We start from the raw sequence: 12064 nt of genomic DNA, 5'->3' as shown, positions 1-12064 counted from the left end.
GGCGCACTAGCATCGGCCTTTTCGCAGCGGACGGGAGACGAGAGCGTGATCGACGGAGCCGTACGAGCCTCCAACGAGCTGACGGCGAGATGGGCCGGGCACGCCTGCACCGGGAAGACGACCGTGCTGTCGGGGGCGGGGCTCTGGCCGCTGCTCGCGCTGCTTGCCGCCGCCGCCGACGGGCCGGCCCGCGCCGAGCTGCAGGGCGCCGTCGGCCGCGACGCCGCCGGCGCCGACCGGGACGCCCGCGAGCTGCTGGAGATCCTCGCGCGCGGCACCGCCGTCGACGGCGCGTTCGGCGTCTGGCACCGGGCGGGGCTGCCGCTGGAGCCCTGGTGGCTCGACGCCGCGCCCGGCGGGGCGCGCGGCGAGCTGAGCGGCGACCCGGACGCCGACGGGCCCCGGCTGGACGCCTGGGTCGAGCGGCACACGCGCGGGCGGCTGCGGCGGATGCCCGTGGCGCTCCAGCCCGACACGCTCCTGGTGCTGGCGACCGCGCTGAGCATCGACACCCGCTGGCGCGCCCCCTTCCAGGACTTCCCGTTCCGGCCGCGGGGCGGCCCCTGGGCCGGGCGGCCGCGCGGCCTCGCGGGCCTGAACCGCGGCGGCCCCGACCTCGACCCGCTCGCCCTCGCCGAGACCCCCGGCGGGCCGCTCACCGTCCTCACCGTGGCGGGCGTCGACGACGTCGACGTCCACCTGCTCCTCGGCGCGCCCGACCGCCCGGCGGGCGAGGTCCTCGCCGCCGGGGTGGACGCCCTCGACGGCCGTCACCCGCTGCGGCGCGGCGCCGAACTGCTCGCCGAACCCGTCGCCCGCACGGCGCCGGGCGTGTCGCTGTCGACCATCTCGTCGTACGACCCCACGCCGACCCTGCTCACGACGACCGTCCGGTTCGACGTCGCCGCCGAGCACGACCTGCTGGCCGACCCCGGCCTGTTCGGGCTGGCGACGCTCTCCACCGACTCCCCGCGCGGCCACCTCCCCGGGATCAGCCGGGCGCCGCTCAAGATCGGGCAGGGCGCGCAGGACGTCAACGCCACCTTCACCGCGGAGGGGTTCAAGGCCGCGGCCGTCACCGCCTTCGGGGTCGCGGCAGGGTCCGCGCCGCCGGAGCGCGAGGCCCCCGTCCTGTCGGTCGTGTTCGACCGTCCGTTCGGGTTCCTCGCCCGGCACCGCCCCACCGGCCTCGCCCTCGTCGCGGGCTGGGTCGCCGAACCGGAGGAATGGCCCGAGGACGCGTCCGGCCCGGGGTTCTGGTGACCGGAGTCCGGCCCGGCCCGCGGCCGCTCAGCGGTCGCGGGCCAGGTGCCGCCGCATCCCGTACGCGTACGCGACCGACCCGAGAACCCCGACGACCATCATCGCGACCCCGAACTGCGTCGCGGCCCAGTCCGCCGGCCCGCCTTCGTACCAGCCGGGGTCGCCCTGGTCCGGCTCCACGAGCAAGTACATGCCCAGGACCGAGAGCGTCGCCGGGAACAGCCACATCAGCCTGAGGGCCAGCTCGACCTGCCGTCCGTTCAGCGCCGACCCCGCCATCAGCAGCGCCGTGCCGTACCCCGCGGCGGCCGCCAGCCGCCGCCAGTCGCCGTCCGCCACCGCGTCGACGAACTGCACGGCGAAACCGAACGCGCACAGCAGCGAGACCGCCCCGAACACGCGCTTCCACGCTGCGGGCCGCACGTGCCCGCTCTCCCCGCTCTGCCCGCTTTCCCCGGACGAACCGTGCAGACGTGCGAGCGCACGCCCGTACAGGACGCACCCGGCGAGACTCGCGGCGAGCAGGACGATGCCGAGGAGCACCGAGTCCACGCCCGCCATGCCGGAGTTCCCGGGGCTGCCGTAATCGGTGTCCAGGAGCATGGCGAGGCCGGTGAACATCAGCGTCGCGGGCACCAGCCACGCCGCCCGGACGCAGAGCCGCACCCGCCACCCGTTGAGGGCGAGGCCACCGAGCAGCAGCGACACGGCGAACCCGGCCGCCGCCACCACCGTGCGCCGGTCCCCGCCCGCTAGCGCGTCGGCGGACCGGACGGCGCAGAGCACCGCGCACACCAGCAGCACGGCCCCGGCCGCCCGCCTGCGCGGACTCGGGACGGCACCGAAGGGTTCTTCGCTCTCCGCTCGTCCCCCATCAGCAGATCGGTCGTTCATCCGCCGGAGTATCACACACAGACCGGGCGAAATCGCACTCCCACCCACCGGGGACCGCCATCGGTCACCCCACCACCGTCGACCGGTCGGACATCGGGGCGGGCGGGTGGGGGGTCAGCGGCGGAAGATGCGGTTCCGGGCGGCGTAGACGTAGCCGGCGAGCCCGGCTACGCCCACGACGAGGAGGATGACGGCCAAGCCGATCGACTGGCCGTCGGACTCGATCCGGCCGCGCTCCGCGTCCCCGTTGAGGAAGGTGCCGTAGCCGGGGTCGAGGACGAGGACGATCCCCATGAACAGCAGGGTCGCGGGGAAGATCCACAGCAGCCGGTTCACGAGCCGGGTGAGCCACCCGTTCATCGCGAGGCCGCCGAGCACCAGCGAAGCGGCCAGGCCGGAGACGAACACGCCCGAGCGCCAGTCGCCGCCCGCGCCGTCGGCCGCCACCCGGGCAACCGCGGCGATCGCGCCCGCGAACAGCCCGAAGCCGAGCAGGCGCGTACCCGTCGTCGCCCCGCTCTTGGGCGCGGGAGCCGGTTCGTCCGTCCCGGACGCGGGGTCCGGTTCGGGGACGAGGACCAGATCGGCGTGTGCCGGTTCGTCGGGTTCGTCCGCTCGATCGCTCATCCCGCGGATCATCCCACAGGACGCGTCAGCGGTGCAGGTGCACGCCGTGGCGGCGGAGCGAGAGCTCGACGGCGGCGTCCCAGTTCTCGGAGATCGCGGCGGCGATCGCGTGGGCGTCGTCGCACACCGCCGCCGCGACCCGCGCCGTCTCGCCGTCACCGGCGCGGTCGGCGATGCGGCGGAGCATCTCGGCCTCGGCGATCTGCAGGTGGGCGGACACGTAGCCGTCCCGGACGTGCCGGCCGACGTGGTTGCGGTACTTCAGCACGTCGGCGATCGCGCCCCACAGCATCTCGGCGTCCCGGACGATCGACGGCGAGGCGCGGTGCGCGCGGAGCCGGTCCTCGATCGCGCGGGTGTGCTCGCGGTTGCGGTGCGCGTACTCCCCCAAGCGGCGGCAGAGGTCCGGTTCGTCGGCCGCCGTGGTGAGCAGCTCGCTCAGGACGCCCTGCACGTGCTGCTGGAGCGCGTGCGCGTCCTTGAGGTAGTCGACCAGTTTCTTCTCGATCGTCGTCATGGGGCGCCGTCCACTCGTTCGGCTCTCACAGGCCCCTTGCCCTGCGGAAACCGTGCGAAACCGGGCACGGCGCCCCGGCCCGCCGCCGGGCGGCGGGCCGGTCGCCGGCTACTTGATCAGCGGGTCGCGGGGCAGCCCGAGGATGCGCTCGGCGATCTGGTTGCGGGTGATCTCCGAGGTGCCGCCCGCGATCGACATCGCCCGCGACCCCAGCCGCATCAGCCCGGCCATCGCCCCGATGCCGTCGCCGAACGCCGTCTGCGGCCCGGCGAACTCGCCCAGCAGCGCGGCCGTGGCGTGCCCGTGCTCGGCCAGCACCAGCTTCGTAATGTTGCCCTCCGGCCCGGGCTCGCCGCCCGCGACGGCCCGCTCGGCGCTGCGCAGGTTCAGCAGCTTCAGCGCCCGCTCCTCCGCCGCGTGCGCGCCGATCCGGTCCGCCGGGACGGCGTCCGGGTGCTCGGCGTACAGCTTCACGACGTCCGAGCCGAGCGGCGCGCCGACGCCGCCGCCGATGCTGACCCGCTCGTTGCCGAGCGTCGCCCGCGCGACCTTCCAGCCCTCGTTCGGCGCGCCGATCACGTCCTCGTCCGGGACGAACACGTCGGAGAAGAACACCTCGTTGAACTCCGAGCCGCCCGTCGCCTGCCGCAGCGGCCGCACCTCCACGCCGGGCGCCTTCATGTCGATCACCATCATCGTGACGCCCGCGTGCTTGGGCGCGTCCGGGTCGGTCCGGACGGTCGCGAGGCCGCGGCGGCTGTAGTGCGCGCCGCTCGTCCACACCTTCTGCCCGTTGACCTTCCAGCCGCCCTCGACCTTCACCGCCCGCGTCTTGACGGCCGCCGCGTCCGACCCGGCCTCCGGCTCGCTGAACAGCTGGCACCACACCTCGTCGCCGAGCAGCGCGGCGCGCACCCACCGGTCGATCTGGTCCTGGGTGCCGTGCTGGACGAGCGTGAGGATGTTCCAGCTCGTGATCCCGTAGTTCGGCCGCTTCACCTTCGCCGCGCGGAACTCCTCGTCGATCACGAGCTGCAGCCCGGCGGACGCCTCCAGGCCCCACGGGCGCGGCCAGTGCGGCTGCACGTACCCGGTGTCGATCAGCCGCACGCGCTGCTCGTCCTCCGGCAGCGCCGCGATCTCCTGCGCCAGGGCCCGCACCTCGGCCCGCTTGGCCTCGGCCTCCGGCGGCAGGTCCAGCTCCGTCGCCCGCACGACGCCCGCGACGCTCAGCCGGGCGACGTCCCGCGCCGCGTCCCGCGGGTCGACGATCGCCTCGATCGTCGCCGCGCGCCGCAGCAGCAGGTGCGCGTCGTGCTCCCAGGTGAACCCGATCCCGCCGTGCACCTGCGTGTTCAGCCCCGCGTTCTTCGTGAACGCGGGCGGGGCGAGCGTCCCGGCGACGGCCGCCGCGTACTCGAACTCCGCCGCGGGCGCGGACGCCGCGCGCGCCGCGTCCCACACCGCCGCCGTGCCGAGCTCCGCCGCGACGAGCATGTCCGCGCAGTGGTGCTTGACCGCCTGGAACGTCCCGATCGTCCGGCCGAACTGCTCCCGGACCTTCGCGTACTCGACCGCCCGCTCGACGCACTCCAGCGCCCCGCCGACGGCCTCCGCGCCCGCGATCGTCCGCGCGATGGCCACGGCGTGCGCGCGCGCCGACGGCAGGACGTCCACGACCTCCGCGCCGTCGAGCCTGACGCGGGCCGAACGGCGGGACGGGTCGAGGTTCGGCGGCACCTCGACCTCGACGCCCGGCGCGTCCGCCCGGACGACGATCATGTCGTCGCCCGCGGGGAGCACCAGCAGCCCGGCGAGGCCGCCGCCGAGGACGACCCCGGCGTCGCCGCTCGCCGTCCCCTCGGCGGCCGTGACCGCGCCGCCGATGCCGAGCGCCGCGGCCGTCCGGCCGGACGCCAGGTCGGGGAGCAGCCGGGCGCGCTGCTCGTCGGTGCCGCGCGCGGCGATCACCGCGGACGCCGCCATCGTGGGCACCATCGGTCCCGGCGCGAGCGCCCGGCCGAGCTCCTCCACGACCACGACCAGCTCCGGGAGCCCCGCCCCGCCGCCGCCGTGCTCCTCCGACAGATGCACCCCGAGCAGGCCGAGGCGGGCGAAGTCGTCCCAGAACGCCGGCAGCGTCTCCTCGTCCGCCTCCAGCAGCGCGCGGTTCGCTGCGCGCGCGCCCTGATCGTTCAGGAACGTCCTGGTCGTCCCGGCCAGTTCGCGGTGCTCCTCGCCGATGGCGATCGCCATGGCCCCTCCCAACGCTCGACGGTCACCCCATGATCGCGCCGCCGTCCCGGAGAGTGAAGACCTTTCCCGAATCTGATTCGGTTAATTGTGGACGGCCGGGTTCCGGAGTCCCCGTCAGGCGAACGACCAGAGGTGATCGTCGTTCATCGAGCACGTGTAGGTGGTCAGCTGGGAGCCCGGGCCGCCCGCGCCCGTCCCGCCCGCCACGTCCAGGCACAACCCGCCCTTGTCGTTGCGGATCCAGAACCGGTTGGGCGCCTTCCGCTCCAGGTACCACATCTGGTTGTCGGTGGCGCCGGGGTAGCACGACCACTGCGTCACCGCGGCCTCCGGCGCGGGCGGGTCGGTGCCCCACACGTCCACGCAGAGGCCGTCCTTGGAGTTGCGGATGCTGAACAGGTCCGCGCCGCCCGGCCCGGCGCCCTCCTGGTTCACCACCAGGTCCCAGCGCTGGTTGTCCTTCGCGGACCCGTCGCAGGCGAACTGCTCGACCGGCCCCTGCTCCGTGCCCCGGCCGAACCCCGGGACGTCCGCGCACAGGCCCGTCATCGCGTTGCGCAGCAGGACGTTCGTGGTCGTCGGGAAGTTCGGGCCGGTGGGGAACCGCGACTTCGCCGCCCGCTTCGCCGCCCTCGCCGTCGCCGCGGGCGAGAGGCTCCGCGGCTCCCGCCGCGGCGGCGCCGCCGCCCGCGTCGTCGGCCGGGCGCTCGGCGACGCCGACGTCCTGCTCGGCGACGCGCTCGGCGACGGCGCCACCGCCACCGGGTTCGCCCGCTCGTTCAGCGCGGCCTTCTCCTTGCGCTCCTTCTCCTCCCGATCCTGCTGGTAGGAGATCAGCGCGCCGACCCCGAACACCGCCGCGGCCACCACCACCAGCGCGACACCGCCCGCAAGAAGCCGCGTCTGCACCTTCGGCTTCTCACCCCGCTGCCACGCCCGCCGATCAAACGCGTTCGCCAGGCTCACCCGCTCCCGACGCGCGTCCGCGACCGGATCGTCGCCGAATCCCGCGGCAACCCCCGCACGCTCCTCGACCTGCAACGGCGCGCGGACGCCTACGGGCCGTCGCCCGACGACCCTGACCCCGGCCCCGCCGACCCCGGCCTCGACCGGACGGCCGCGCTGCCGCCCGCCACCCGGCGGCTGCTCCTGCTGGCCGCCGCCGAACCGCTCGGCGACCCCGCGCTGCTGTGGGACGCGGCGCGGCGGCTCGGCCTCGGCCCGGACGCCGCCGCGCCCGCCGAGGCCGCCGGACTGCTGACCCTTGACGGCCGCGTCCGCTTCGACCGGCCGCGGCTGCGCTCGTCCGTCTACCGGGCCGCGGACCCGGACGACCGCCGCGCCGTCCACCGCGCCCTCGCCGACGCGACCGGCGCCCGCACCGACCCCGACCGGCGCGCCTGGCACCTCGCGCAGTCGACCGTCGCACCGGACGAGACCGTCGCGGCCGCGCTGGAACGCGCCGTCCCGCGGGCCCGCGACCGGGGCGGCCACGCCGCCGCGAGCCGGTTCCTCGCCCGCGCCGCCGCCCTCACCCCCGACCCCGCCCGCCGCGCCGGACGCGCCCTCGCCGCCGCCGGGCTCGCCGTCCGCGCGGGGGCCGCCGACACGGCGTCCGCCGACCTCGCGCTCACCGCCTGGCGCGGCGACGCCGAACGCCTCGACCGGCTCGCCGAGACCGCCGCCCGCGTCGCGCACGAACGCGGCCGCGGTCGGCTGCTGTCCGTGCTCGACCTCGCGACGGCCGTCCTGCACAACGGCGCGGGCCGCTACGAGACCGCGCTGCGCGCCGCCGCCGCGCCGCACGCCACGACGACCCCGGGCTGCACGCGTTCGTCCCGGCCGAGGTCGTCGAGGCCGCCGTCCGGTCCGGACGCCCGGAGCTCGCCGAGCCCGCCATGGCGCGGCTCGCCGAACGGTCGCGGGCGTCCGGGACCGACTGGGCCGCCGGCATCGGGCTCCGCTCCCGCGCCCTGCTCACCACCGGCCCCGCCGCCGAGGACCTCTACCGCGAGGCGATCGACCGGCTCGAACGGACCCGCGCCGTCCCGCAGCTCGCCCGCACCCGCCTGCTCTACGGGGAGTGGCTGCGCCGCGAGTCCCGGCGCGGCGACGCGCGCGCCCAGCTCCGCCGCGCCCACGAGACGCTCGCCTCGATCGGCGCCGCCGGGTTCGCGGCCCGCGCCGCCCGCGAGCTCGCCGCCTGCGGCGGCCGTCCCGCCAAACCGGGGACGACGCCCCTCGAACGCCTCACCCCGCAGGAGACCCGCATCGCCCGGCTCGTCGCCGAGGGCGCGACGTCCAAGGAGGCGGCCGGGCGCCTGTTCCTCAGCCCCCGCACCGTGGACGCGCACCTGCGCAACATCTTCCGCAAGCTCGGCCTGACCTCCCGGCGGCAGCTCCGCGACCTCAAGCCGTACCTGCCGCCCGCCGACCCCGCCTGACAGCCCGCTCCGCGCGCGCCGCGCAATTTTGCAGCCAGTGCAAATTTGCATAGCATGCAGGCGTGCAGGGGGAGAAGACCGCCGTCGAGGGCGGCTTGCGGGAACGCAAGAAGCGGGCCACGCACGCGGCGCTCGTCGAGGCCGCGGTGCGGCTGGCGGCGGAGCACGGCGTGGAGAACGTCACCGTCGAGGCGATCAGCGAGGCGGCGGGCGTGTCCCCGCGCACGTTCTTCAACTACTTCGCCTCCCGGGACGACGTCTACGTCATGCTCGGCGCGGAGTCGAGCGCCCGCATCCGGCGCGCGGTGCTCGCCGCACCGTCCGTCCTCTCCCCGCTGGAGGCGCTGCGCGAGGCCATGGCGGCGGAACTGGCCGAGGTCGAGCAGCAGCACGAACTGTGGGCCCTCCACGCCGAGGTGCTGCGCGGCTCGCCGCACCTCCTCGTCCGCAGCATCGGCGTCCTCATGGCCGACGAGATCGGCCTCGCCGACGTCCTCGCCGAACGCTCGTCCACCGGAGGCGCGTCCACGGTCCCGGACCTGTACGCGCGGCTGCTGGCCGCCGTCGGCGCCACGGCCGTCCGGGTCGCCGTCGAGCACTGGTGCGTCAGGCAGGACGAGCTCGCCTTCATGGACGTCTTCCACGAGGTGTTCGACCACCTCGCCGCCGGGCTGCCCGGGCCCCGCGATCCCTCCTGAAGCACACCGAGAACCCTCCCGAAAGAGAAGTCGTGAACGCATCAGCGGCGCCCGAAGCGGTGCCCACCTCCATGACCCAGCGGCAGATACTCCAGGCCATGTCCGGGCTGATGGCCGGCATGTTCGTCGCCATCCTCGCCGGCACCGTGGTCGCCAACGCGCTGCCCCGGATCATCGCCGACCTGGGCGCCAGCCAGTCGTCCTACACCTGGGTCGTCACCGCCGAGCTGCTGGCCATGACCGCCACCGTGCCGCTGTGGGGCAAGCTGGCGGACCTCTACAACCAGAAGCTCCTGCTCCAGCTCTCCCTGGGCATGTTCGTCGTCGGCTCCCTGCTCGCGGGCTTCTCCCACGACGTCGGGCTGCTGATCTTCAGCCGGGTGGCGCAGGGCATCGGCGCGGGCGGCCTCACCGCCCTCGCGCAGGTCGTGATGGCGGCGATCATCCCGCCCCGCCGGCTGGGCAAGTACGCCGGCATCTTCGGCGCCGTCTTCGCCGTCGGCACCGTCGCCGGGCCGCTGATCGGCGGCGTCCTCGTGGACACCTCCTGGCTCGGCTGGCGCTGGTGCTTCTTCATCGGCGTGCCGTTCGCCCTCCTGGCGATCCTGCTCCTGCAGCGCACGCTGAAGCTGCCCACCGTCCGCCGCCAGGTGAAGATCGACTGGCTGGGCGCGTTCCTCATCGTCGCGGGCGTCTGCACCCTGCTGATCTGGGTCTCGCTGGCCGGCGTCGAGTTCGACTGGGCCTCCTGGCAGACCGCCGCCCTCACCGCCGCCGGCGTGATCCTCCTGGCCGCCGCCGTGTTCGTCGAGTCCCGGGTGGCCGAGCCGGTCATCCCCCTCGACATCTTCCGCAACCGCACCGTCACCCTGACGACCGTCGCCAGCCTCCTGGTCGGCCTCGCCATGTTCGGCGGCACCGTCTTCCTCTCGCAGTACTTCCAGGTCTCCCTGGGCAAGTCCGCGACGGTCGCGGGCCTGATGAGCCTGCCGATGATCCTCGGCCTCCTGGTCTCCTCCACGGTCGCCGGGCAGCTCATCAGCGCGACCGGCAAGTGGAAGATCTACCTCATCGCGGGCGCCGCCTTCATGACCGCGGGCCTCGGCCTGCTGTCCACCATCGGCTCCGACACCCACTTCGCCGTCCTCAGCGTCTACATGGCGCTCCTCGGCATCGGCGTCGGCATGCTGATGCAGAACCTCGTGCTGGCCGCGCAGAACGACGTCCCGGCCGCCGAACTCGGCGCCGCCACGTCCGTCCTGTCCTTCTTCCGCAGCATGGGCGGCACCATCGGCACCAGCGTGCTCGGCGCCATCCTCGCCAACCGCGTCACCACCGAGATCACCAAGAGCCTCGAGGCATCGGGCGCCCCCGCCACCGGCGGGGCCGCGGGCCACGGCGTCCCCGACATGACGACCCTGCCCGCCCCCATGCGCGCCATCGTCGAGCACGCCTACGGCGTCGCCACCGCCGACCTCTTCCTCTTCGCGACCCCGTTCGCCCTGCTCGTCCTGCTGATCGTCCCGTTCATCAAGGAGAAGCCGCTGAAGACCACGAGCGGCATGGAACGCCTCGCCGACGAGGCCGCCCCGACCCCCGCCACCGCCAAGACCGACTGACCCGACCGCCCCGGCCCCCAGGGCCGGGGCACCCTCGTTTCACCGGTGGCAGACGACCTCCAGCTTGACCCCGTCGGGCCCTTCACAGAACGCGGCGTAATAGGGCGGCATGAATGCGTCGTAGTACGCCCGCGCCCGGGCGAGGCCCCGGACATTAACTCCGATATGCCCCGGGGGCATCCGGCGGTCATAACCCCGGCCAGAACATGCGACCGGACCACAAACGAACGGAGGCCGACCGGGGATTTCTCCCCGGCCGGCCTCCGACCTGGTGTTCCTTGTGGAGCTGAGGGGATTTGAACCCCTGGCCCCCTCGATGCGAACGAGGTGCGCTACCGGACTGCGCCACAGCCCCAAGGACGTGTTTAGATTAGCAAACTCTGGAGGGTGTTCGCGCCATCCGGTCACTCGCCGACGGCGCGTCGGTCGTCGGCGTACTGGTCGAAGACCTCTTCGGGGGTCGGGAGCTCGATGATCTCGGCGGGTTCGGCCGGGGCGGGGGCCGGCTCGGGGACGGTCTGGGCGGCGCGGCGGGCGGCGGCGCGGGCGCGGGCCGCGGACTCGCGGCGGGCGGCGTCCATGCCGACGGCGACGCGGAGGAGCGCGAGATGGCCGGCCAGGAGGACGGCCGGGGGCGCGACGACCCACCAGGGCGCGACGCCGAAGGCGGCGACGGTGGCGGCGGTGGCGAGCAGGGCGGTGAGGCCCGCGGTGCGGCGGCGGCGCCGGGCGATCACCCGGGCGCGGGACGGGGCGCGGGCGCGGCGGGGCTCCGGTTCGGTGCGCTCCTCCTCGAACTCGTCCTGCTTCTCGGTGTCGCGGCGCAGCCACATGGGGACGAGGACGATCGCCCAGACGGCGACGATGGCGAGGTAGAGGACGGCACTGCTCATCGGACCACCCCCAGGGCACGCCTGCGGCGCGGGCCGACTATCGGCCCGCGCACGTGCAATGGGAGCAGGGTCACGCCCCGCACGGTACGAGCCGGTGTCAGAGGTTGACGAGCATAAGGGGCGGTGTGTCGCGAGATCGATCGCGCCGTTACTCTCCGTTTGCCGACTCTTCGACGGCGCAGGATATTTACGAGTCGAAAGTCACTGCCGGGGAAATGCCCGGCGGCGGTCGGCGAGCCAGCGGGACCGCAGGCCACCGGGGACGTCCTCGACGGTGAGGGCGTAGCAGATGTGATCGCGCCAGGCTCCGTCGATGTGCAGGTGCCGGCGGCGAATTCCCTCTTCGCGGAATCCCAGTTTTTCGACGACGCGGCGGCTGGCGGCGTTCTCCGGGCGGATATTGGCTTCGAGGCGGTGGAGGCCGACGGTGAAGAAACAGTGGTCCACCGCGAGGGCGACGGCGGTGGGGATCACGCCGCGGCCGGCGACCTGGCGGTCGACCCAGTAGCCGATCTGGGCGGAGCGGGCCGAACCCCAGACGATCGCGCCGATCGTGACCTGGCCGACGAAGTCGTCCTCGTGGGTGACGACCCACGGCAGCGCGAGGCCCTGGCGGGCCTCGCGGCGCATCGTGTGGACCATGCTGACGTACGGGCCGAGGCCGCTGCGGAACAGCGGCGTCTCGGGGTTGGTGGGCTCCCAGGGGCGCAGCCAGTCGGCGTTGCGGACCCGCAGCTCGCGCCAGACGGACGCGTCGCGGTGCCGCAGCGGGCGCAGTCCTACGGGACCTTCGGTCAGGGTGACCGGCCATCCCCGCATTCGTTCCACGATTCCATGATTCCCTGGTGCGGCG

11 protein-coding genes and 1 tRNA gene are annotated in these 12064 nt (G+C 74.5%); 4 read left to right on the top strand and 8 right to left on the bottom strand.

Features of this window, described 5'->3' with window-relative positions; translation table 11 throughout:
* Positions 1-45: 45 nt before the first annotated feature.
* Complete coding sequence (locus AB0L25_RS02450) at positions 46-1263, top strand: serpin family protein (RefSeq protein WP_500167816.1); 1218 nt, start codon at positions 46-48, stop codon at positions 1261-1263.
* Between the two features lie 27 nt (positions 1264-1290).
* Here AB0L25_RS02450 and AB0L25_RS02445 read toward each other — a convergent pair whose 3' ends face one another.
* From AB0L25_RS02445 to AB0L25_RS02425, 5 genes are all read right to left on the bottom strand, one after another.
* Positions 1291-2157 carry a hypothetical protein gene (locus tag AB0L25_RS02445; RefSeq protein ID WP_500167814.1) on the bottom strand — a complete coding sequence of 289 codons (867 nt, stop codon included), beginning with the start codon at positions 2155-2157 and terminating at the stop codon, positions 1291-1293.
* A gap of 114 nt (positions 2158-2271) precedes the next feature.
* Positions 2272-2784, bottom strand: a complete 513-nt coding sequence (locus AB0L25_RS02440) for a hypothetical protein (protein WP_500167812.1) — start codon at positions 2782-2784, stop codon at positions 2272-2274.
* 25 nt (positions 2785-2809) lie between these two features.
* Complete coding sequence (locus AB0L25_RS02435; protein WP_500167811.1) at positions 2810-3301, bottom strand: DUF892 family protein; 492 nt, start codon at positions 3299-3301, stop codon at positions 2810-2812.
* Positions 3302-3409: 108 nt separating this feature from the next.
* A complete protein-coding gene (locus AB0L25_RS02430; RefSeq protein WP_500167809.1) occupies positions 3410-5557 on the bottom strand; it encodes an acyl-CoA dehydrogenase family protein in 2148 nt (715 codons plus the stop codon).
* A gap of 114 nt (positions 5558-5671) precedes the next feature.
* Positions 5672-7312 (bottom strand): RICIN domain-containing protein, encoded by a 1641-nt coding sequence (locus tag AB0L25_RS02425; RefSeq protein WP_500167808.1) that lies wholly within the window; start codon positions 7310-7312, stop codon positions 5672-5674.
* A gap of 143 nt (positions 7313-7455) precedes the next feature.
* On the opposite strand from AB0L25_RS02425, the gene AB0L25_RS02420 reads away from it, so the two are divergent.
* From AB0L25_RS02420 to AB0L25_RS02410, 3 genes are all read left to right on the top strand, one after another.
* Positions 7456-8001 (top strand): helix-turn-helix transcriptional regulator, encoded by a 546-nt coding sequence (locus tag AB0L25_RS02420; protein ID WP_500167807.1) that lies wholly within the window; start codon positions 7456-7458, stop codon positions 7999-8001.
* A gap of 62 nt (positions 8002-8063) precedes the next feature.
* Positions 8064-8699, top strand: a complete 636-nt coding sequence (locus AB0L25_RS02415; protein ID WP_500167805.1) for a TetR/AcrR family transcriptional regulator — start codon at positions 8064-8066, stop codon at positions 8697-8699.
* 32 nt (positions 8700-8731) lie between these two features.
* Positions 8732-10318, top strand: a complete 1587-nt coding sequence (locus AB0L25_RS02410) for an MDR family MFS transporter (RefSeq protein WP_500167803.1) — start codon at positions 8732-8734, stop codon at positions 10316-10318.
* Positions 10319-10599: 281 nt separating this feature from the next.
* On the opposite strand, the gene AB0L25_RS02405 is transcribed toward AB0L25_RS02410, so the two are convergent.
* The 3 genes from AB0L25_RS02405 to AB0L25_RS02395 all read right to left on the bottom strand — a co-directional run bounded on the left by AB0L25_RS02405 (position 10600) and on the right by AB0L25_RS02395 (position 12030).
* Positions 10600-10673, bottom strand: a tRNA-Ala gene (locus tag AB0L25_RS02405).
* Positions 10674-10722: 49 nt separating this feature from the next.
* Positions 10723-11211: a divisome protein SepX/GlpR gene (gene sepX, locus AB0L25_RS02400; protein ID WP_500167801.1), complete on the bottom strand. Its 489-nt coding sequence runs from the start codon at positions 11209-11211 to the stop codon at positions 10723-10725.
* 201 nt (positions 11212-11412) lie between these two features.
* Complete coding sequence (locus AB0L25_RS02395; protein ID WP_026402294.1) at positions 11413-12030, bottom strand: GNAT family N-acetyltransferase; 618 nt, start codon at positions 12028-12030, stop codon at positions 11413-11415.
* Positions 12031-12064 lie beyond the last annotated feature (34 nt).

It is taken from the genome of Spirillospora sp. NPDC052242 (genome assembly GCF_040679555.1).
Classification (GTDB): Bacteria; Actinomycetota; Actinomycetes; order Streptosporangiales; family Streptosporangiaceae; genus Spirillospora.
Note: the sequence above shows the minus strand (reverse complement) of the source record. Positions and strands in the feature narration are given on the sequence as shown.